The organism is Phyllobacterium sophorae (genome assembly GCF_003010965.1).
Classification (GTDB): Bacteria; Pseudomonadota; Alphaproteobacteria; order Rhizobiales; family Rhizobiaceae; genus Phyllobacterium; species Phyllobacterium sophorae.
Genome location: NZ_PGGM01000002.1, coordinates 678,718 through 696,739 on the forward strand (window position 1 = coordinate 678,718; position 18,022 = coordinate 696,739).

The window sequence follows — 18,022 nt, forward strand, 5'->3', positions numbered from 1 at the left end:
GTTGAGTTGAGCCTGAGCAGGCGAACATAATAACGGAGAGCTCAGATGGCTAAGAGCAAGTTTGAACGTAACAAGCCGCACGTCAACATTGGCACGATTGGTCACGTTGACCATGGCAAGACGTCGTTGACGGCAGCGATTACGAAGTATTTCGGAGAGTACAAGGCGTACGATCAGATCGACGCAGCGCCGGAAGAGAAGGCGCGCGGGATCACGATCTCGACGGCACACGTCGAGTATGAGACGCCGGCGCGTCACTATGCGCACGTCGATTGCCCGGGCCACGCCGACTATGTGAAGAACATGATCACGGGTGCGGCGCAGATGGACGGTGCGATCCTGGTTGTCTCGGCTGCCGACGGCCCGATGCCGCAGACGCGCGAGCACATCCTGCTTGCCCGTCAGGTTGGCGTTCCGGCGATCGTTGTGTTCCTGAACAAGGTTGACCAGGTTGACGATGCCGAGCTTCTGGAGCTGGTTGAACTGGAAGTGCGCGAGCTTTTGTCGAAGTACGACTTCCCGGGCGACGACATTCCGATCGTCAAGGGTTCGGCTTTGGCTGCGCTTGAAGACTCCAACAAGGAAATCGGCGAAGACGCGGTGCGTGCGCTGATGGCGGAAGTCGACAAGTACATCCCGACGCCGGAACGTCCGGTCGACCTGCCGTTCCTGATGCCGATCGAAGACGTTTTCTCGATTTCGGGCCGTGGTACGGTTGTGACGGGCCGCGTTGAACGCGGGATCGTCAAGGTTGGTGAAGAAGTCGAGATCATCGGCATCAAGCCGACGACGAAGACGACGGTGACCGGCGTTGAAATGTTCCGCAAGCTGCTCGATCAGGGCCAGGCAGGCGACAACATCGGTGCGCTGATCCGCGGCGTTGGCCGTGAAGACGTGGAGCGCGGCCAGATCCTTGCCAAGCCGGGTTCGGTCAAGCCGCACACGAAGTTCAAGGCAGAAGCCTATATCCTGACGAAGGACGAAGGTGGCCGTCATACGCCATTCTTCTCCAACTACCGTCCGCAGTTCTACTTCCGCACGACCGACGTGACGGGTGTTGTGACGCTGCCGGAAGGCACGGAAATGGTCATGCCCGGCGACAACATCGCAGTCGATGTGACGCTGATCGTGCCGATCGCGATGGAAGAGAAGCTGCGCTTCGCTATCCGTGAAGGTGGCCGCACCGTCGGTGCAGGCATCGTATCGTCGATCATTGAATAAATTAAGGTTTTATGCGGAAGACGCCTGCTATAGGGCGTCTCCGCTAAACAAGGAAAAGATGAAATGAACGGTCAAAACATCCGCATTCGCCTCAAGGCGTTTGATCATCGGATCCTTGACGATTCGACGCGGGAAATCGTGTCGACTGCCAAGCGTACCGGTGCCAACGTGCGCGGACCGATCCCGCTCCCTACACGGATCGAAAAGTTCACTGTTAACCGCTCGCCGCATATCGACAAGAAAAGCCGCGAACAGTTCGAGATGCGCACTCATAAGCGTCTTCTCGATATCGTAGACCCAACCCCGCAGACAGTTGACGCGCTGATGAAGCTCGATCTTTCCGCTGGTGTTGATGTCGAGATCAAGCTGTAAGGCTTGAGGACGGAAGGACGAACCGATGCGTTCAGGTGTAATTGCACAGAAACTGGGCATGACTCGCGTCTACAACGACGCAGGTGAGCATGTGCCGGTGACAGTACTCCGGATGGAGAACTGCCAGGTTGTGGCTCAGCGTACAGTCGAGAAGAATGGCTACACTGCCGTTCAGCTCGGTGTTGGACTGGCCAAGGTAAAGAATACGACAAAGAGCTTGCGCGGTCATTTCGCGACGGCTTCCGTCGAGCCAAAGGCGAAGGTCGCGGAATTCCGCGTCTCGGCCGACAATCTTCTTGATGTCGGTGTTGAGATCACCGCCGAACATTACGTTGCCGGCCAGAAGGTCGATGTGACTGGCACTTCGATCGGTAAGGGTTTTGCCGGTTCGATGAAGCGCCATAACTTCGGCGGTCACCGCGCTACGCACGGTAACTCGGTTACTCACCGCGCTCACGGTTCTACCGGTCAGCGTCAGGATCCGGGCAAGGTGTTCAAGGGCAAGAAGATGGCCGGTCACATGGGTCAGACCCGCGTGACGACACAGAACATCGAAGTCGTTTCGACGGACCTCGATCGTGGCCTCATTCTGGTCCGTGGTGCAGTTCCTGGTTCCAAGGGTGCATGGATCCTGGTACGCGATGCCGTCAAGGTAGCGCTGCCGGACAATGCTCCCAAGCCAGCAGGTCTCCGTCAGGCCGCAAATATCGAAGCAGCCGTGTCTGATGCAGAAGTCGCACAGACAACCGAGGGAGCCGAATAATGGATCTCACAATTACAACACTTGAAGGCGCCGAAGCCGGCAAGGTGAAACTCTCCGAGGAGATTTTCGGTCTTGAGCCGCGCGACGATATCCTTCAGCGCATGGTCCGTTACCAGCTCGCCCGCAAGCAGCAGGGTACGCACAAGGCAAAGGGCCGTTCGGAAATCGCACGGACCGGCGCCAAGATGTACAAGCAGAAGGGTACGGGCCGCGCCCGTCACCATTCGGCACGTGCACCGCAGTTCCGCGGCGGCGGCAAGGCTCACGGTCCGGTTGTTCACAGCCACGATCATGACCTGCCCAAGAAGGTTCGTGCTCTTGCGCTCCGTCATGCCCTGTCCGCCAAGGTCAAGGCTTCCGACCTGATCATCGTCGATGATCTGCTGTCGGCTGAAGCCAAGACCAAGGTACTTGTTTCGCAGTTCGCCAAGCTTGGCCTCGAAAATGCGCTTCTCATCGGCGGTGCCGAGATTGATGCGAATTTCCGTCGCGCTGCTTCGAACATCCCGAACATCGATGTTCTGCCAATTCAGGGCATCAATGTTTACGACATTCTGCGTCGTGGCAAGCTCGTGCTTTCCAAGGCAGCAGTTGAAGCTCTCGAGGAGCGTTTCAAATGACTGATCTTCGCCACTACGACGTGATCGTCAGCCCGGTCATCACGGAAAAGTCGACCATGGTTTCTGAACACAACCAGGTCGTCTTCAACGTCGCCAAGAAGGCAACGAAGCCGGAAATCAAGGCCGCAGTCGAAGCGCTGTTCCGCGTGAAGGTTACTGCAGTCAATACAGCTGTGCGCAAAGGCAAGGTGAAGCGGTTCCGCGGCATCGTCGGGCGCCAGAGTGATGTCAAGAAAGCAGTCGTGACGCTCGCCGAAGGGCAGTCGATCGATGTTTCGACTGGTCTCTGAGGGGCCGTGGAGTAAAGACAATGGCACTCAAACATTATAATCCAACCACACCAAGCCAGCGTCAGCTGGTGATCGTGGACCGTTCGGAGCTCTACAAGGGCAAGCCTGTCAAGGCCTTGACCGAGGGTCTGTCGTCGAAGGGTGGTCGTAACAACTCCGGTCGCGTGACTGCACGCTACCAGGGTGGCGGACACAAGCGCACATACCGCTTCGTCGACTTCAAGCGCCGCAAGCACGATGTAGCGGCCAAGGTTGAACGCCTTGAATACGATCCGAACCGGACCGCATTCATTGCGCTCATCCGCTACGAAGATGGCGAGTTGAGCTATATCCTGGCTCCGCAGCGTCTGGCAGTTGGCGACAGCGTTATCGCTGGCGCACAGACCGACGTGAAGCCGGGCAATGCGATGCCTCTGTCTTCGATCCCGGTCGGCACCATCATCCACAATGTGGAGATGAAGCCAGGCAAGGGTGGTCAGATCGCTCGCTCCGCCGGTACCTATGCGCAGCTCGTCGGCCGCGACCAGGGCATGGCAATTCTTCGCCTGAATTCAGGTGAACAGCGCCTCGTCCACGGTTCGTGCTTTGCCACGGTCGGTGCAGTATCCAATCCTGACCATGGCAATATCAGCCTTGGTAAGGCAGGTCGCAGCCGTTGGCTCGGTAAGCGTCCGCACGTTCGCGGTGTTGCCATGAACCCGGTCGATCACCCCCACGGTGGTGGTGAAGGCCGTACGTCGGGTGGACGTCATCCAGTTTCTCCGTGGGGCAAACCCACGAAGGGCAAGAAGACGCGCTCCAACAAGTCGACGGACAAGTTCATCGCTCGTTCGCGTCATCAGCGCAAGAAGTAAGAGAGGTAGTCTGAAATGGCTCGTTCAGTTTGGAAAGGCCCGTTCATCGATGGCTATCTTCTCAAGAAGGCTGAGAAGGTACGTGAGGGCGGTCGCAGTGAAGTTATCAAGATCTGGAGCCGCCGCTCCACGATCCTGCCGCAGTTCGTTGGACTGACCTTCGGCGTGTACAACGGTAACAAGCACGTTCCTGTTTCGGTCAACGAAGAGATGATCGGACACAAGTTTGGTGAATTCGCACCGACGCGTACCTATTACGGGCACGGCGCGGACAAGAAAGCGAAGAGGAAATAAAGATGGGCAAGGCTAAGGCTCCGCGCCAGCTTAAGGACAACGAGGCGAAAGCCGTTGCCCGCACGCTCCGCATCAGCCCTCAGAAGCTTAATCTGGTGGCTGCTTTGATCCGTGGCAAGAAGGTGAATGCCGCTCTTGCCGACCTTGAATTTTCGCGCAAGCGGATTGCAGGGACGGTGAAAAAGACTCTCGAATCAGCTATCGCCAACGCAGAAAACAACCATGACCTGGATGTTGATGCTCTGGTTGTTGCTGAAGCCTATGTAGGCAAGTCAGTCGTGATGAAGCGTTTCCATGTTCGTGGCCGCGGTCGTGCAAGCCGGATCGAGAAGCCATTCTCGCATCTGACGATCGTCGTTCGCGAAGCTGAGGAAAAAGGGGAGGCCGCATAATGGGCCAGAAGATTAATCCGATTGGCTTCCGCCTTGGCATCAATCGGACCTGGGACTCGCGTTGGTACGCGAACACAGGTGAATACGGCAAGCTGCTGCATGAAGACCTGAAGATCCGCAAGTATCTGATGGACGAACTGAAGCAGGCCGCCATTTCCAAGGTGGTGATCGAGCGTCCGCACAAGAAGTGCCGCGTCACGATCCATGCTGCACGTCCGGGTCTGATCATCGGTAAGAAGGGCGCCGATATCGAGAAGCTGCGCCGCAAGCTGTCAGAAATGACCAATGCAGATGCCGCACTCAATATCGTTGAAGTCCGCAAGCCGGAAACAGACGCGGTTCTCGTTGCTCAGTCTATCGCTCAGCAGCTGGAACGCCGTGTTGCATTCCGCCGTGCCATGAAGCGCGCCGTTCAGTCGGCCATGCGTCTTGGTGCAGAAGGCATTCGTATCAATTGCTCGGGCCGTCTCGGCGGCGCGGAAATTGCGCGTATGGAATGGTACCGCGAGGGCCGTGTGCCTTTGCATACACTTCGTGCCGATATCGATTACGGAACTGCTGAAGCACACACTGCCTACGGCATTTGCGGCGTCAAGGTCTGGGTCTTCAAGGGCGAAATCCTTGAACACGATCCAATGGCCTCCGAGCGCCGTGCTGTTGAAGGTGATGCCAGCCATCAGGGTTCGGGCCGTCGCCGCGAAAACGCTTAAAATAGCGTCTTTCGGAAACGAGAATTTTGGAGTAGAGAACAATGCTGCAGCCTAAGCGCACAAAGTTCCGCAAGCAGTTCAAGGGCCGTATCCACGGCGCGTCGAAAGGCGGCACGGATCTGAATTTTGGTGCTTTCGGCCTGAAGGCCCTCGAGCCGAACCGCGTTACGGCGCGTGAGATCGAAGCCGCTCGCCGTGCAATTACCCGTCACATGAAACGTGCCGGTCGTGTGTGGATCCGGATTTTCCCGGATGTACCGGTCACCTCGAAGCCTACCGAAGTCCGCATGGGTAAAGGTAAGGGTTCAGTTGATTATTGGGCTTCCCGTGTCGCACCAGGCCGCGTCATGTTCGAGCTCGACGGCGTTTCGGAAGAAGTCGCTCGTGAGGCACTTCGTCTCGGAGCGGCCAAGCTTTCGGTCAAGACGCGCTTTATTCAGCGCATCGCAGAATAAGGGGTGGATGTCATGAAATCCGCAGAAGTCCGGGCGATGAGCCTCGATCAGTTGAATGAAGAATTGGGTTCCCTGAAGAAAGAGCAGTTCAACCTGCGCTTCCAGAAGGCAACCGGCCAGTTGGAAAAAACCGCTCGCGTCCGGCAGATCCGCCGTGATATTGCGCGCATCAAGACTGTCGCCCGCCAAAAAGCGGTCGAGAGCAAGGCTTAAGGAAGAAAACCATGCCTAAACGCATTCTGCAGGGCGTTGTCGTGAGCGACAAAAACGACAAGACCGTTGTGGTCAAGGTCGAGCGGCGCTATTCGCATCCGCTCCTCCAGAAGACTGTGCGCCAGTCCAAGAAGTACAAGGCGCACGACGAGAGCAATCAGTTCAAGGTCGGCGATGCCGTTTCCATCCAGGAATCGAAGCCGATTTCGAAAGACAAGCGTTGGGTTGTCGTTACAGACGCCCCGGCGAGCTAAAAATCTGTAGGTAAGTACGCAGCAATCGCGAGGGGCAAGGAAAGCCCAGTCCGGTTGAACAAGAAGAAGGCGGCTAGTCATGATTCAGATGCAAACAAACCTCGACGTGGCGGATAATTCCGGCGCACGTCGTGTCATGTGCATCAAGGTGCTGGGCGGTTCGAAGCGGAAATATGCTTCGGTCGGCGACATTATTGTCGTTTCGATCAAGGAAGCAATTCCGCGCGGCCGTGTAAAAAAGGGTGACGTGATGAAGGCGGTGGTTGTTCGCACCGCCAAGGACATCCGTCGCGCGGACGGGAGCGTTATTCGTTTCGACAAGAACGCCGCCGTCCTGATCGACAACAAGAAAGAGCCTATCGGCACGCGTATCTTCGGACCGGTTCCGCGCGAACTCCGCGCAAAGAGCCACATGAAGATCATCTCGCTGGCTCCAGAAGTATTGTAAGGAGCAGACGATGCAGAAGATCCGTAAAGGCGACCGCGTTGTCGTTCTTGCTGGTAAGGACAAGGGCCGTACCGGCGAAGTAATCAAAGTTTTGCCGAAGGACGAGCAAGCGCTCGTTCGCGGTATCAATGTTGTCAAGCGTCACCAGAAGCAGACACAGAATCAGGAAGCCGGCATCATTTCGAAAGAAGCGCCGCTCCATCTGTCGAATATTGCGATCGCCGACAAGGATGGCAAGCCGACCCGCGTTGGCTTCAAGATCCTCGAAGACGGCAAGAAGGTACGTGTAGCAAAGCGTTCAGGAGATCTGATCGATGGCTGATGCAAAGATCGAACCCCGTCTGAAGAAGCAGTACTTTGAAGTAGTACGTAAAGCGCTTCTCGAGGAGTTCAAATACGACAACGAGATGCAGATCCCCCGCATCACCAAGGTTGTCCTCAACATGGGCGTGGGTGAAGCTACGGCTGACTCCAAGAAGCCAACTGTCGCAGCCGAAGATCTGGCATTGATTGCTGGTCAGAAGCCGGTTATTACCCGTGCGCGCAATTCGATCGCTACCTTCAAGGTGCGTGAGAATATGCCGATCGGTACGAAGGTCACCCTTCGTAAAGAGCGCATGTATGAATTCATCGACCGTCTGATTACGATTGCGCTCCCGCGCGTTCGAGATTTCCGCGGCTTGAATCCAAAAAGCTTTGACGGTCGTGGCAATTTTGCCATGGGCATCAAGGAACACATTGTGTTCCCGGAAATCAACTACGACAAGGTTGATCAGATCTGGGGCATGGACATCATCGTTTGTACGACTGCAAAGACGGATGATGAAGCACGCGCTCTTCTGCGCGCCTTCAACTTCCCCTTCCGCCAGTAACGGCAAGCGTAGCGAGGTATATGAAATGGCTAAGACGAGCGCAGTCGAAAAGAACAAGCGCCGTGGTCTTCTGGTAAAGCGTTTCGCTGCAAAGCGCGCGCGCCTGAAGGCTATCGTGATGAATCAGTCGCTGCCGTTGGACGAGCGCTTCCGCGCTACCATCCAGCTGGCAGAACTGCCACGCAATTCCACCAAGGTTCGTATTCGCAACCGTTGCGAAGTTTCGGGCCGTCCGCGCGGTTACTACCGCAAGATCAAGATGTCGCGTATCGCATTGCGCCAGCTGGGTTCGCTCGGCCAGGTGCCCGGCGTCGTGAAGTCGAGCTGGTAAGGGAGAAGACGGATGTCTATGACAGATCCTCTCGGCGATATGCTGACACGTATCCGTAACGCAACGATGCGCAAGAAGGGCAAGGTTTCCACGCCTGCCTCCAAACTGCGTGCACGTGTTCTGGATGTTCTTCAGGCCGAAGGCTATATCCGCGGATATAGCCAGGTTGATTTCGAGAACGGCAAGTCCGAGATCGAAATCGAACTGAAATATTTTGAAAATGTACCGGTAATTCGCGAGATCACCCGTATTTCGAAGCCCGGCCGTCGTGTTTACGTTTCGGTCAAGTCGATTCCGCAGGTTGCGAATGGTCTTGGTATTTCCATCCTGTCGACGCCGAAGGGCGTGATGGCAGACCACGAGGCACGTGAACAGAATGTCGGCGGCGAATTGCTCTGCCGTATATTCTAAGCAGCGGCTTGGAAAGGTTTGAAAAATGTCTCGTATCGGTAAAAAACCCGTGGCAGTCCCGCAGGGCGTAACAGCCAGCGTAGACGGCCAGACCATCAAGGCCAAAGGTCCGAAGGGGGAACTCTCCTTCGTCGCCAATGACGATGTTGTGGTCAAGTTTGAAGACGGCGCCGTCAGCGTTAACCCGCGTGACGATTCCAAGGTCGCTCGTTCGAAGTGGGGCATGAGCCGCACGATGGTCGTCAACATCTTCACCGGTGTTAAAGACGGCTTCGAAAAGCGCCTTGAAATCAGCGGCGTCGGTTATCGTGCGGCCATGCAGGGCAAGAACCTGCAGCTGTCGCTCGGCTTCAGCCACGAAGTAGTCTACCAGGTGCCGGAAGGCATCACAGTTGCTGTCCCGAAGCCGACGGAAATCGTCGTCACCGGCATCGACAAGCAGCAGGTTGGCCAGGTCGCAGCTGAAATTCGCGAATATCGTAGCCCAGAGCCTTACAAGGGCAAGGGCGTGAAATATGCGGGCGAGAAGATCGTTCGTAAAGAAGGCAAGAAGAAGTAAGGAATTCGTGTCATGGCATCGCCGAAAGAAATCATTCAGCGTCGCGCTTCGCGTGTTCGCCGCCAGCTCAAGGCGGTTGCCGGTGACCGTCCGCGGCTCAGCGTCCACCGTTCTTCAAAGAATATCTATGCGCAAATCATCGATGATGCGCGTGGTCACACTATTGCATCCGCATCCACTCTCGAAGCTGACCTCAAGGGCAAGCTGAAGACTGGTGCAGATTCGGACGCAGCGGCACTGATCGGCAAGCTCGTTGCAGAGCGCGCTGTCAAGGCCGGCATCAAGGAAGTCGTCTTCGATCGTGGTGCTTATATTTACCACGGCCGTGTAAAGGCGCTTGCTGAAGCTGCCCGCGAAGCTGGTCTCAGCTTCTAAGGTAAAACTTTCGAAATCCGGAACTGCAAGGGCTTGTCTCTTGCAAGCCGGATTTCGCAAATATCATTCGTGCTACCGGAAAAGAAAAAGGAATTAGGAGCATGGCGCAGGAAAAGAGAAGCCGCGAGGATCGCGGCCGCAACGAAGAGCGCGATAGCGAATTCGTTGACAAGCTCGTGCATATCAACCGCGTCGCCAAGGTCGTCAAGGGCGGCCGGCGTTTTGGCTTTGCTGCTCTCGTCGTTGTCGGCGATCAGAAGGGCCGCGTAGGTTTTGGTCATGGCAAGGCACGTGAAGTGCCGGAAGCTATCCGCAAGGCGACTGAGTCCGCCAAGCGCGAAATGATTTTCGTGCCGCTGCGCTCGGGCCGCACCCTTCATCACGACGTTGAAGGCCGTCATGGCGCCGGCAAGGTTCTGCTTCGCGCAGCCACAGCTGGTACAGGCATCATCGCCGGCGGACCAATGCGCGCTGTCTTCGAGACGCTTGGCGTGCAGGACGTTGTCGCAAAGTCGCTCGGTTCGTCGAACCCGTACAACATGGTTCGCGCGACATTTGATGCCCTGAAGCATCAGATGCATCCGAAGGACATTGCTGCCCAGCGCGGTATCAAGTATTCGACACTGCAGGCTCGCCGCCGCGACGTGGTCGGTTCGGAAGAATAGGCCAGAAGCTGGCGCAGCAGGGCAGGGCCTTTGGTCCCTGCTCACTGTAGAGACTAAAGGACAAAGTCATGGTTGAGAAGAAGAAGGGTAAGACGGTTACGGTCGAACAGATCGGCAGCCCTATCCGCCGTCCAGCAGAACAGCGCGCAACGCTGATCGGCCTGGGCCTCAATAAGATGCATCGCCGCCGTACACTTGAAGATACGCCTTCAATACGCGGCATGATTGCCAAGGTTCAACATCTCGTCCGCGTTGTGGACGAGGCTTGATACCGGAGATTAGACAAATGAAACTCAATGATCTGAGTGAAAATCCAGGCGCCACCAAGGCCCGCAAGCGCGTCGGCCGTGGTATCGGTTCTGGTTCCGGCAAGACTGCCGGTCGTGGTGTCAAGGGTCAGAAGTCGCGTTCGGGCGTTGCCATCAACGGTTTCGAGGGCGGTCAGATGCCGGTTTACCGTCGCTTGCCAAAGCGCGGTTTTACCAACATCTTCTCGAAGAACTTCAACACCGTATCGGTTGGCCGCATCCAGACTGCGATCGACGCCAAGAAGCTCGACGCCAAGGCACCAGTCACGATCGAAGCTCTCAAGGCTGCCGGCGTTATCCGCCGCCCCAAGGACGGCGTTCGTCTCTTGTCGGACGGCGAGATCACGACTGCGGTAACGTTCGAGGTTTCCGGTGCATCCAAGGCTGCGATCGAGAAGATCGAAAAGGCCGGCGGTACCGTCAAGCTTCCAGCTGCTCCTGCAGCCGCAGAATAAATCGGACTATTCAGGCGGCGATCTTCACGATCGCCGCTTGTACCTTTTATCAAGGGCACATATCTGGGTAAAGCCGCCGATTCCCGTTTCGGGTGGCGAGGCCCTGACGGGCACAGACCGGAGACTATAATGGCTTCAGCCGCAGAACAGCTCGCGTCAAATCTCAATTTCTCTGCTTTCTCGAAGGCCGAAGAGCTCAAAAAGCGCATTTGGTTTACGCTCGGCGCATTGCTGGTCTACCGGCTCGGCACTTATATCCCGTTGCCGGGGATCAATCTCGAGGCCTATGCGCAGGCGTTCAACAATCAGGCGCAGGGCATCCTCGGGATGTTCAACATGTTCGCCGGCGGCGCCGTTGCCCGCATGGCGATTTTTGCGCTCGGCATCATGCCCTATATTTCGGCATCGATTATCGTCCAGCTGATGACTTCCGTCGTTCCGGCCCTGGAACAGCTGAAGAAGGATGGCGAGCAGGGCCGCAAGGTCATCAACCAGTATACACGCTACGGCACCGTGCTTCTGGCAACGGTTCAAGCCTATGCGATTGCGGTTGGTCTGCAGGGCAGCCAGGGAATCGTCGCCGATCCGGGTCCGTTCTTCCTGTTCTCGACCGTCATCACGCTTGTCGGCGGCACCATGTTCCTCATGTGGCTGGGCGAGCAGATCACTGCGCGCGGTATCGGTAACGGCATCTCGCTGATCATCTTCTCCGGCATCGTCGCCAACCTGCCGCAAGCTATATCCGGCACGCTGGAACTTGGCCGTACCGGCGCCCTGTCGACCGGCATCATCCTTGCCATCATCGTGCTGACGGTGGCGGTCATCGGGGTCATCGTTTTCGTAGAGCGCGCACAGCGCCGCCTGCTGATCCAATACCCGAAGCGCCAGGTCGGTAACCGCATGTTCCAGGGCGACACGTCGCACCTGCCGCTGAAGCTCAACACAGCGGGCGTTATTCCGCCGATCTTCGCTTCGTCGCTGCTGCTGCTGCCTGCCACGATTGCCGGCTTTGCCAATAGCCAGAACATGCCGGCCTGGGCGACGACGATCCTGTCATCGCTTGGTCATGGCCAGCCTGCCTATATGTTCCTTTATGCTGCGATGATCGTCTTCTTCGCCTTCTTCTATACGGCGCTCGTCTTCAACCCGAAGGATACTGCCGACCAGCTGAAGAAGCATTCTGGCTTCATTCCCGGCATCCGCCCCGGCGAACGCACGGCTGAATATATCGACTACGTTCTGACACGTGTCACGGTTCTTGGCGCCATCTACCTGGTCATCATCTGCATGCTGCCTGAATTCCTGATCTCGTGGGCCGGTGTTCCTTTCTATCTCGGCGGGACGTCGCTGCTGATTGTCGTGAGCGTGACTCTCGATACGGTTGCGCAGATCCAAGGGCACCTGATTGCGCACCAGTATGAAGGGCTGATCAAGAAGTCGAAGCTCCGTGGGGGGAAACGTAACAGATGAGATTAATACTTCTCGGACCACCGGGGGCAGGTAAGGGAACTCAGTCTCAGCGCTTGGTAGAAAAACTTGGTGTACCGCAACTCTCCACCGGAGACATGTTGCGCGAGGCGGTGAAGGCCGGAACAGATGTCGGCCTGCGGGCCAAGGCTGTCATGGATGCCGGCAACCTGGTTTCCGACGAAATCGTCAATGCGATCGTTTCTGACCGCATCGACCAGCCCGATGCGGTCAAGGGGTTTATCCTCGATGGCTATCCGCGCACACTTGTTCAGGCCGATGCCGTCGAACAGATGCTGGCCGACAAGGGCCTCGAACTCGATGGTGTCATCGAGCTTGAAGTGGACGACAATGTTCTGGTGGAGCGTATATCCGGTCGTTACTCCTGTGCGAAGTGCGGTACCGGTTATCACGATACGAACAAGAAGCCGCATGTCGCGGGTGTCTGCGACAAATGCGGTTCGACGGAATTCAAGCGCCGTCCGGACGACAATGCCGAAACGGTGCGCACGCGCCTGGAGGCATACTACAAGCAGACTTCGCCATTGATTGGCTACTACTATGCCAAGGGGAAGCTGAAGAAGGTCGATGGCATGGCGGACATGGAAGATGTCACCGCGTCGATCGAAAAAATTCTGTCGGAATTGTAACTCTGACAAAAAACTATCGGGGGAGTTGACTTTTCACAGCGATTCCTTCAAGTACGGCGCAAATTCGCTTGGATATAAAGCGGTCGGCGCCGATCCGGTAAAGCAGGTTCGGGGCTGATCGTTTGTGTTTGTCCCGGATATCATTTTTCATCCCGTCATCTGGCTGCCGCGTTGGCACTCCAGCTCTGCCGGTTAACAAGGAGAACAGACGTGGCTCGTATCGCTGGCGTCAACATCCCGACGAACAAGCGCGTTGTTATCGCGCTTCAGTACATTCACGGGATTGGTCAAAAGTTTGCTCAGGAAATCGTCGCGAAAGTCGGCATTCCTGCAGAGCGTCGCGTCAACCAGTTGACCGATGCGGAAGTCTTGCAGATTCGCGAGACCATCGATCGTGATTACCAGGTTGAGGGTGATCTGCGTCGGGAAGTTTCGATGAATATCAAGCGTCTGATGGATCTGGGCTGCTACCGCGGTCTGCGTCATCGCCGCTCGCTGCCGGTTCGCGGTCAGCGCACGCATACCAATGCGCGTACCCGCAAGGGTCCTGCCAAGGCAATCGCCGGCAAGAAGAAGTAAGTTTATTCCGGCGCGGTCCGCTGCGCCGGTTCTGCTTTTGCAGAGATCAGTGCTGGTTTCGCACTCTAACTGAAACCACGGTGGAGCCTCTGGAAATACGGAGGCGTCGAGATCAACTGAAAGGACTACCATGGCCAAAGAAGCCACGCGCGTTCGCCGTCGCGAGCGCAAGAATATTTCGTCGGGCGTTGCCCACGTCAATTCGACATTCAACAACACGATGATCACCATTACGGATGCACAGGGCAACGCGATTGCCTGGTCCTCCGCCGGTGCGCAGGGCTTCAAGGGTTCGCGTAAATCCACGCCTTTCGCTGCACAGATGGCTGCCGAAGACTGCGCCAAGAAGGCACAGGAACATGGCATGCGTTCGCTCGAGGTTGAAGTTTGCGGACCTGGCTCCGGCCGTGAATCGGCTCTGCGCGCACTCCAGGCTGCCGGTTTCACGATTACGTCCATTCGCGACGTAACGCCGATCCCGCACAATGGCTGCCGCCCGCGCAAGCGTCGCCGCGTCTAATCTTTTGCGACAGGATTTGGCCGCATGAGCTGATTTTCAGCTCCTCTGCGGTTTCCACGCCTCAATGCCACGATTGGATGGTGGTAAAGGCAAGGATGAAGGAAAATTAAATGATCCAGAAGAACTGGCAAGAATTGATCAAGCCGAACAAGGTCGAGTTTCAGACCTCCGGCTCGAAGACCAAGGCAACGGTCGTCGCTGAGCCGCTTGAACGCGGCTATGGCTTGACGCTCGGCAATGCCTTGCGCCGTGTGCTCCTGTCCTCGCTGCGCGGCGCTGCCGTAACAGCTGTGCAGATCGACGGCGTTCTGCATGAATTCTCGTCGATCCCCGGCGTGCGTGAAGATGTGACGGACATCGTCCTCAACATCAAGGAAATCGCGATCCATATGGAGAGCGACGGTCCAAAGCGCATGGTCGTCCGCAAGGAAGGTCCGGGCGTCGTAACGGCTGGCGATATCCAGACCGTTGGCGATATCGAAATCCTCAATCCGGAACACGTGATCTGCACGCTGGATGAAGGCGCTGAAATCCGCATGGAATTCACTGTCAACACTGGCAAGGGCTACGTTCCGGCTGACCGCAACCGCGCAGAAGATGCTCCGATCGGCTTGATTCCGGTCGACAGCCTTTATTCTCCGGTTCGCAAGGTGTCTTACAAGATCGAGAACACCCGCGAAGGTCAGGTTCTCGATTACGACAAGCTGATCCTGCAGATCGAGACCGATGGTTCGATCTCCGGCGAAGATGCCGTTGCCTATGCAGCGCGCATTCTTCAGGACCAGCTGGCAATCTTCGTCAACTTCGACGAGCCGCAGAAGGAAGTTCAGCAGGAACAGGTTACCGAACTTGCGTTCAACCCGGCTCTGCTCAAGAAGGTCGATGAACTCGAACTCTCGGTTCGTTCGGCAAACTGCCTGAAGAATGATAACATCGTCTACATTGGCGATCTTATCCAGAAGACAGAAGCAGAAATGCTGCGCACACCGAACTTCGGCCGCAAGTCACTGAACGAAATCAAGGAAGTTCTGGCTTCCATGGGTCTCCATCTCGGTATGGAAGTTCCTTCATGGCCGCCGGAGAACATCGAAGATCTCGCGAAGCGTTACGAAGACCAATATTAAGAACCCGGGCTCTTGCCCGACAACAAAGCCCGGGCCGTGAGCCCGAAAAAGAGAAACTGAAGGAGAAGGCTCATGCGCCACGGTAATTCAGGCCGCAAGCTTAACCGGACTGCCAGCCATCGTAAGGCGATGTTTGCCAATATGGCTGCATCATTGATTGAGCATGAGCAGATCGTGACAACGCTGCCCAAGGCCAAGGAAATTCGCCCCATCGTTGAAAAGCTTGTCACGCTCGGCAAGCGCGGTGACCTGCACGCACGTCGTCAGGCCATTTCGGCAATCCGCGATGCGAAGCTCGTCGCCAAGTTGTTCGATACACTTGCTCCGCGCTACGGCCAGCGCAACGGCGGCTACATCCGCATCATGAAGGCGGGTTTCCGCACCGGTGACAATGCACCGCTCGCAGTCGTCGAATTCGTCGATCGCGATACCAGTGCCAAGGGTTCCAAGGACCTGGCCCGCGTTGCCGCCGAACAGGCTAGCGAAGCCGAAGCAGCGTAATCGACGCTTCGACGCTATAGGAATTGAAAAGGGGGCCCGCGCCCCCTTTTTGTGTTTGTTGATTTGCCGGCGACGGCCCGGGAGAATTCAGCCTCCAATTTTTCCGGTGTAACCGTTACGTACTTGAATCGTTCAGATCGCTTCTCCAACCTTTCCGTATGAAAAGCTCCAGGGAGGGTTCGATGAACAGGAGTCAGCGAGAAAACACGCAACTCAATACAGCAATCGCAAATCGCAATCGCCGTTGGGTATCAGGAATGGCATTGCCAGTATGGTTGGCGGCTTGCGTCTTTGCCGGTGCTGCAGCGGCCCAGCAGCCGACACAAGCGCAGCAAAATGCGATCAAATCAGCCTGCCGCTCTGATTTCATGGCACAGTGCTCGGGTGTCCAGCCAGGCGGTCAGGCCGCCCTTTCGTGCTTGCAACAGCATAGCTCGTCACTGTCAGCCGGTTGCCAACAGGCGATTGGTGCCCTTGGAGGCGGGAAAACCGCACCGGCAGCGACTACGGGGAAAGCTTCTTCTGCAACTGCGCCAGCTGCGGCTGCGCCTGCCACACCCGCACCGACGTTTACGCCCCGCGAAGAAATGGCCATCGCGCGTCAGGAGTGCGGTCCGGACTTCAGGTCACTTTGCAGTTCGGTAGCACTTGGCGGGGGTCGCGGAATTGCCTGCCTGAGGAAGAACATGGCACGACTGTCGCCAGGCTGTCAGAAGGTGCTGACGGCGGGCAGGTAGCAGCTTCTTGCAGACACTGCCGGCTAATATCCCAACTCAAGTCCAACGCAGCTGGTGTCGGGCGTCGCCGGCCCGCATTTCGTGTTCGGGGGTGCCGCCCAAGACATGGCCACGATCGTCCGACGGTCACGCTTGACTAACACATATCTCCGTGGTTATAAGTCAATCAATAGCCAGCGGGTTATCGATCTAAATGACAAATGCTCACGATGTGCTCTTCAGAACGCTCGCGGATCCGACCCGGCGGGCCCTCTTCGAACGGTTGTGCCATGAAGGAGAGCAGACGGTAGGGGCACTGACAGCTCAGTCCGGGGTCTCGCAACCGGCTGTGTCGAAGCACCTCGGGGTCCTGAGGCGAGCCGGGCTGGTACGTGACCGCCATGAAGGACGACAGACCCATTATAGCGCGCAGCTCGGTGCCTTGGCCCCGCTGCTCGACTGGACAAAGGAAATGGCTGGGTTCTGGCAGAACCGGTTCGACCACCTCGAAGACTTGCTGAAAAGGATGGACCAATGAGCAAACCTGCTACCGAAGCGCTCTCCGTCAATGCCAAAAAGACATCCAGGGGGCCGGCGAAGGTCGCAAATGACGCCGCCGCCAAGGGGGCAAAGGCGGCCAAGCCGCGTATGGCGAAACCGAAGGTGCAGCCGAGCGAGCCCGGGAAGCCGGTCCTCCTCGCGGGCGGTAACCCGCAGATCGCGAAAGCCTATGGCGACGCCCCCGTGCAGGCTTACATTGCGGCGATGCCCGGTTGGAAGAGCGATGTCGGGCGCCGGCTCGATGCACTCATTGTGCGCACCGTACCGGGCGTGTACAAGGCGGTCAAATGGAACACGCCGCTCTACGGTTTTGAGGGCGAAGGCTGGTTCCTCGGCGTCCATTGCTTTGAGAAGTACGTCAAAATTACCTTCTTTCGTGGCACCTCGCTGCGTCCCGTTCCTCCCGTCGCGTCCAAGATGCACGACGTACGCTATTACCACATCCACGAGAACGACCAGCTTGACGAAGCGCAGCTTGCCGCTTGGGTAAAACAGGCGAGCGAATTGCCCGGCGAGCGCATGTGAATGGTCAGATGAAGAAAGCAGCCTGGAAAACACCAAGAGGACGAATCCAATGAGCCAAAGCGCGACCGAAACACGCTCAGTCGTTATCGAACGGGAGATGCCGCATCCGCCGGAAAAGATCTGGCGCGCGCTCACGCAACCACACCTGATCGCGGAGTGGCTGATGAACAACGACTTCAAACCGGACATGGGCCACCGTTTCAATCTTCGCGCCGACTGGGGCGCTGTAGACTGTCAGGTGCTTGCGATCGAGCCGAACAAGACGCTGTCGTACACGTGGGCGGCCTACGGGCTTGAGAGCGTCGTCACCTGGACCCTGACCCCGATGGGAACGGGGACCCATCTGCGCATGGAGCAGGCGGGTTTCCGTGCGGATCAGCAGCAGGCCTACGGGGGCGCCAAGAGCGGCTGGCAGCAGTTCTTCGGAAATCTGGAGCAAGTCCTGGCACGGATAGACTGAAATTCTGCCGGCACAGTTCAAAGTCAGGTCCTGTTTGGTCGCAAGATAGAAAAACAG

The 18,022-nt window shown here is 57.0% G+C and carries 31 protein-coding genes and 1 pseudogene; all 32 read left to right on the forward strand.

Going from position 1 to position 18,022, the window contains the following annotated elements:
* The first annotated feature begins 45 nt into the window (after nt 1-45).
* Nucleotides 46-1,221 (forward strand): elongation factor Tu, encoded by a 1,176-nt coding sequence (tuf, locus tag CU103_RS07265; RefSeq protein ID WP_106663204.1) that lies wholly within the window; start codon nt 46-48, stop codon nt 1,219-1,221.
* 63 nt (nt 1,222-1,284) lie between these two features.
* Complete coding sequence (gene rpsJ / locus CU103_RS07270; protein WP_008124902.1) at nt 1,285-1,593, forward strand: 30S ribosomal protein S10; 309 nt, start codon at nt 1,285-1,287, stop codon at nt 1,591-1,593.
* A gap of 25 nt (nt 1,594-1,618) precedes the next feature.
* Entirely contained in the window at nt 1,619-2,356 is a 738-nt protein-coding gene (rplC, locus tag CU103_RS07275) for a 50S ribosomal protein L3 (protein WP_106663211.1), read from the forward strand.
* On the forward strand, nt 2,356-2,976 hold the full coding sequence (gene rplD / locus CU103_RS07280) for a 50S ribosomal protein L4 (RefSeq protein WP_106663212.1): 621 nt from the start codon (nt 2,356-2,358) through the stop codon (nt 2,974-2,976). Before rplC ends, rplD begins: the two co-directional genes overlap by 1 nt.
* Entirely contained in the window at nt 2,973-3,266 is a 294-nt protein-coding gene (locus tag CU103_RS07285) for a 50S ribosomal protein L23 (protein ID WP_106663213.1), read from the forward strand. Before rplD ends, CU103_RS07285 begins: the two co-directional genes overlap by 4 nt.
* A 20-nt stretch (nt 3,267-3,286) precedes the next feature.
* Complete coding sequence (gene rplB, locus CU103_RS07290) at nt 3,287-4,120, forward strand: 50S ribosomal protein L2 (protein ID WP_105732688.1); 834 nt, start codon at nt 3,287-3,289, stop codon at nt 4,118-4,120.
* A 15-nt stretch (nt 4,121-4,135) separates the two neighbouring features.
* Nucleotides 4,136-4,414, forward strand: coding sequence for a 30S ribosomal protein S19 (gene rpsS, locus CU103_RS07295; protein WP_008124912.1), 279 nt, complete (start codon nt 4,136-4,138; stop codon nt 4,412-4,414).
* Nucleotides 4,415-4,416: 2 nt separating this feature from the next.
* Nucleotides 4,417-4,806, forward strand: a complete 390-nt coding sequence (rplV, locus tag CU103_RS07300; protein ID WP_099999162.1) for a 50S ribosomal protein L22 — start codon at nt 4,417-4,419, stop codon at nt 4,804-4,806.
* Nucleotides 4,806-5,516, forward strand: a complete 711-nt coding sequence (rpsC, locus tag CU103_RS07305) for a 30S ribosomal protein S3 (RefSeq protein ID WP_099999161.1) — start codon at nt 4,806-4,808, stop codon at nt 5,514-5,516. The genes rplV and rpsC overlap by 1 nt, the downstream gene beginning before the upstream one ends.
* A 41-nt stretch (nt 5,517-5,557) precedes the next feature.
* Nucleotides 5,558-5,971 carry a 50S ribosomal protein L16 gene (gene rplP, locus CU103_RS07310; protein ID WP_106663214.1) on the forward strand — a complete coding sequence of 138 codons (414 nt, stop codon included), beginning with the start codon at nt 5,558-5,560 and terminating at the stop codon, nt 5,969-5,971.
* 12 nt (nt 5,972-5,983) lie between these two features.
* On the forward strand, nt 5,984-6,184 hold the full coding sequence (rpmC, locus tag CU103_RS07315; protein ID WP_027233168.1) for a 50S ribosomal protein L29: 201 nt from the start codon (nt 5,984-5,986) through the stop codon (nt 6,182-6,184).
* Nucleotides 6,185-6,195: 11 nt separating this feature from the next.
* Nucleotides 6,196-6,438, forward strand: a complete 243-nt coding sequence (gene rpsQ / locus CU103_RS07320) for a 30S ribosomal protein S17 (RefSeq protein WP_091876997.1) — start codon at nt 6,196-6,198, stop codon at nt 6,436-6,438.
* Nucleotides 6,439-6,517: 79 nt separating this feature from the next.
* Entirely contained in the window at nt 6,518-6,886 is a 369-nt protein-coding gene (gene rplN, locus CU103_RS07325; protein WP_008124924.1) for a 50S ribosomal protein L14, read from the forward strand.
* 10 nt (nt 6,887-6,896) lie between these two features.
* The gene (rplX, locus tag CU103_RS07330; protein WP_106663215.1) at nt 6,897-7,208 is read left to right on the forward strand and encodes a 50S ribosomal protein L24; all 312 of its coding nucleotides are present in this window, start codon (nt 6,897-6,899) and stop codon (nt 7,206-7,208) included.
* Nucleotides 7,201-7,758, forward strand: a complete 558-nt coding sequence (gene rplE, locus CU103_RS07335) for a 50S ribosomal protein L5 (RefSeq protein ID WP_099999156.1) — start codon at nt 7,201-7,203, stop codon at nt 7,756-7,758. The genes rplX and rplE overlap by 8 nt, the downstream gene beginning before the upstream one ends.
* 25 nt (nt 7,759-7,783) lie before the next feature.
* On the forward strand, nt 7,784-8,089 hold the full coding sequence (gene rpsN / locus CU103_RS07340) for a 30S ribosomal protein S14 (protein WP_099999155.1): 306 nt from the start codon (nt 7,784-7,786) through the stop codon (nt 8,087-8,089).
* Between the two features lie 12 nt (nt 8,090-8,101).
* Entirely contained in the window at nt 8,102-8,500 is a 399-nt protein-coding gene (gene rpsH, locus CU103_RS07345) for a 30S ribosomal protein S8 (RefSeq protein ID WP_099999154.1), read from the forward strand.
* Between the two features lie 25 nt (nt 8,501-8,525).
* Entirely contained in the window at nt 8,526-9,059 is a 534-nt protein-coding gene (gene rplF / locus CU103_RS07350; protein ID WP_106663216.1) for a 50S ribosomal protein L6, read from the forward strand.
* Nucleotides 9,060-9,071: 12 nt separating this feature from the next.
* Nucleotides 9,072-9,434: a 50S ribosomal protein L18 gene (gene rplR, locus CU103_RS07355; protein ID WP_091876984.1), complete on the forward strand. Its 363-nt coding sequence runs from the start codon at nt 9,072-9,074 to the stop codon at nt 9,432-9,434.
* Nucleotides 9,435-9,535: 101 nt separating this feature from the next.
* Complete coding sequence (gene rpsE, locus CU103_RS07360; RefSeq protein ID WP_091922984.1) at nt 9,536-10,099, forward strand: 30S ribosomal protein S5; 564 nt, start codon at nt 9,536-9,538, stop codon at nt 10,097-10,099.
* A 68-nt stretch (nt 10,100-10,167) separates the two neighbouring features.
* Nucleotides 10,168-10,368 (forward strand): 50S ribosomal protein L30, encoded by a 201-nt coding sequence (gene rpmD / locus CU103_RS07365; RefSeq protein ID WP_106663217.1) that lies wholly within the window; start codon nt 10,168-10,170, stop codon nt 10,366-10,368.
* Nucleotides 10,369-10,385: 17 nt separating this feature from the next.
* On the forward strand, nt 10,386-10,862 hold the full coding sequence (gene rplO, locus CU103_RS07370) for a 50S ribosomal protein L15 (RefSeq protein ID WP_106663218.1): 477 nt from the start codon (nt 10,386-10,388) through the stop codon (nt 10,860-10,862).
* A gap of 129 nt (nt 10,863-10,991) precedes the next feature.
* Nucleotides 10,992-12,332 carry a preprotein translocase subunit SecY gene (gene secY / locus CU103_RS07375; protein WP_106663219.1) on the forward strand — a complete coding sequence of 447 codons (1,341 nt, stop codon included), beginning with the start codon at nt 10,992-10,994 and terminating at the stop codon, nt 12,330-12,332.
* The gene (locus CU103_RS07380) at nt 12,329-12,979 is read left to right on the forward strand and encodes an adenylate kinase (protein WP_106663220.1); all 651 of its coding nucleotides are present in this window, start codon (nt 12,329-12,331) and stop codon (nt 12,977-12,979) included. Before secY ends, CU103_RS07380 begins: the two co-directional genes overlap by 4 nt.
* 210 nt (nt 12,980-13,189) lie before the next feature.
* The gene (gene rpsM, locus CU103_RS07385) at nt 13,190-13,558 is read left to right on the forward strand and encodes a 30S ribosomal protein S13 (protein ID WP_106663221.1); all 369 of its coding nucleotides are present in this window, start codon (nt 13,190-13,192) and stop codon (nt 13,556-13,558) included.
* A 130-nt stretch (nt 13,559-13,688) separates the two neighbouring features.
* Entirely contained in the window at nt 13,689-14,078 is a 390-nt protein-coding gene (gene rpsK / locus CU103_RS07390; RefSeq protein WP_008124952.1) for a 30S ribosomal protein S11, read from the forward strand.
* Nucleotides 14,079-14,188: 110 nt separating this feature from the next.
* Nucleotides 14,189-15,202, forward strand: a complete 1,014-nt coding sequence (locus tag CU103_RS07395; protein WP_099999147.1) for a DNA-directed RNA polymerase subunit alpha — start codon at nt 14,189-14,191, stop codon at nt 15,200-15,202.
* 72 nt (nt 15,203-15,274) lie between these two features.
* On the forward strand, nt 15,275-15,703 hold the full coding sequence (gene rplQ / locus CU103_RS07400) for a 50S ribosomal protein L17 (RefSeq protein ID WP_106663222.1): 429 nt from the start codon (nt 15,275-15,277) through the stop codon (nt 15,701-15,703).
* Between the two features lie 278 nt (nt 15,704-15,981).
* Nucleotides 15,982-16,440: pseudogene (locus CU103_RS07405) on the forward strand (hypothetical protein); the annotation flags it as partial.
* A gap of 193 nt (nt 16,441-16,633) precedes the next feature.
* Nucleotides 16,634-16,957, forward strand: coding sequence for an ArsR/SmtB family transcription factor (locus CU103_RS07410; RefSeq protein ID WP_106663224.1), 324 nt, complete (start codon nt 16,634-16,636; stop codon nt 16,955-16,957).
* Nucleotides 16,958-17,067: 110 nt separating this feature from the next.
* Nucleotides 17,068-17,505, forward strand: coding sequence for a DUF1801 domain-containing protein (locus tag CU103_RS07415; protein WP_245448662.1), 438 nt, complete (start codon nt 17,068-17,070; stop codon nt 17,503-17,505).
* 49 nt (nt 17,506-17,554) lie between these two features.
* Entirely contained in the window at nt 17,555-17,965 is a 411-nt protein-coding gene (locus CU103_RS07420) for an SRPBCC family protein (protein WP_106663226.1), read from the forward strand.
* Nucleotides 17,966-18,022 lie beyond the last annotated feature (57 nt).

Coding starts and splice junctions, on each gene's coding strand:
- CU103_RS07410 (WP_106663224.1), top strand. CDS start 16,634: ATGACAAATGCTCACGATGTGCTCTTCAGAACGCTCGCGGATCCGACC.
- rpsK (WP_008124952.1), top strand. CDS start 13,689: ATGGCCAAAGAAGCCACGCGCGTTCGCCGTCGCGAGCGCAAGAATATT.
- rpsS (WP_008124912.1), top strand. CDS start 4,136: ATGGCTCGTTCAGTTTGGAAAGGCCCGTTCATCGATGGCTATCTTCTC.
- rpmD (WP_106663217.1), top strand. CDS start 10,168: ATGGTTGAGAAGAAGAAGGGTAAGACGGTTACGGTCGAACAGATCGGC.
- rplF (WP_106663216.1), top strand. CDS start 8,526: ATGTCTCGTATCGGTAAAAAACCCGTGGCAGTCCCGCAGGGCGTAACA.
- rplR (WP_091876984.1), top strand. CDS start 9,072: ATGGCATCGCCGAAAGAAATCATTCAGCGTCGCGCTTCGCGTGTTCGC.
- secY (WP_106663219.1), top strand. CDS start 10,992: ATGGCTTCAGCCGCAGAACAGCTCGCGTCAAATCTCAATTTCTCTGCT.
- rpsJ (WP_008124902.1), top strand. CDS start 1,285: ATGAACGGTCAAAACATCCGCATTCGCCTCAAGGCGTTTGATCATCGG.
- rpsE (WP_091922984.1), top strand. CDS start 9,536: ATGGCGCAGGAAAAGAGAAGCCGCGAGGATCGCGGCCGCAACGAAGAG.
- rpsC (WP_099999161.1), top strand. CDS start 4,806: ATGGGCCAGAAGATTAATCCGATTGGCTTCCGCCTTGGCATCAATCGG.
- CU103_RS07415 (WP_245448662.1), top strand. CDS start 17,068: ATGGCGAAACCGAAGGTGCAGCCGAGCGAGCCCGGGAAGCCGGTCCTC.
- rplN (WP_008124924.1), top strand. CDS start 6,518: ATGATTCAGATGCAAACAAACCTCGACGTGGCGGATAATTCCGGCGCA.
- rplO (WP_106663218.1), top strand. CDS start 10,386: ATGAAACTCAATGATCTGAGTGAAAATCCAGGCGCCACCAAGGCCCGC.
- rplE (WP_099999156.1), top strand. CDS start 7,201: ATGGCTGATGCAAAGATCGAACCCCGTCTGAAGAAGCAGTACTTTGAA.
- rplB (WP_105732688.1), top strand. CDS start 3,287: ATGGCACTCAAACATTATAATCCAACCACACCAAGCCAGCGTCAGCTG.
- rpsH (WP_099999154.1), top strand. CDS start 8,102: ATGTCTATGACAGATCCTCTCGGCGATATGCTGACACGTATCCGTAAC.
- rplP (WP_106663214.1), top strand. CDS start 5,558: ATGCTGCAGCCTAAGCGCACAAAGTTCCGCAAGCAGTTCAAGGGCCGT.
- tuf (WP_106663204.1), top strand. CDS start 46: ATGGCTAAGAGCAAGTTTGAACGTAACAAGCCGCACGTCAACATTGGC.
- rplD (WP_106663212.1), top strand. CDS start 2,356: ATGGATCTCACAATTACAACACTTGAAGGCGCCGAAGCCGGCAAGGTG.
- rpsN (WP_099999155.1), top strand. CDS start 7,784: ATGGCTAAGACGAGCGCAGTCGAAAAGAACAAGCGCCGTGGTCTTCTG.
- rpmC (WP_027233168.1), top strand. CDS start 5,984: ATGAAATCCGCAGAAGTCCGGGCGATGAGCCTCGATCAGTTGAATGAA.
- rplQ (WP_106663222.1), top strand. CDS start 15,275: ATGCGCCACGGTAATTCAGGCCGCAAGCTTAACCGGACTGCCAGCCAT.
- CU103_RS07395 (WP_099999147.1), top strand. CDS start 14,189: ATGATCCAGAAGAACTGGCAAGAATTGATCAAGCCGAACAAGGTCGAG.
- CU103_RS07380 (WP_106663220.1), top strand. CDS start 12,329: ATGAGATTAATACTTCTCGGACCACCGGGGGCAGGTAAGGGAACTCAG.
- rplV (WP_099999162.1), top strand. CDS start 4,417: ATGGGCAAGGCTAAGGCTCCGCGCCAGCTTAAGGACAACGAGGCGAAA.
- rplC (WP_106663211.1), top strand. CDS start 1,619: ATGCGTTCAGGTGTAATTGCACAGAAACTGGGCATGACTCGCGTCTAC.
- CU103_RS07420 (WP_106663226.1), top strand. CDS start 17,555: ATGAGCCAAAGCGCGACCGAAACACGCTCAGTCGTTATCGAACGGGAG.
- CU103_RS07285 (WP_106663213.1), top strand. CDS start 2,973: ATGACTGATCTTCGCCACTACGACGTGATCGTCAGCCCGGTCATCACG.
- rpsQ (WP_091876997.1), top strand. CDS start 6,196: ATGCCTAAACGCATTCTGCAGGGCGTTGTCGTGAGCGACAAAAACGAC.
- rplX (WP_106663215.1), top strand. CDS start 6,897: ATGCAGAAGATCCGTAAAGGCGACCGCGTTGTCGTTCTTGCTGGTAAG.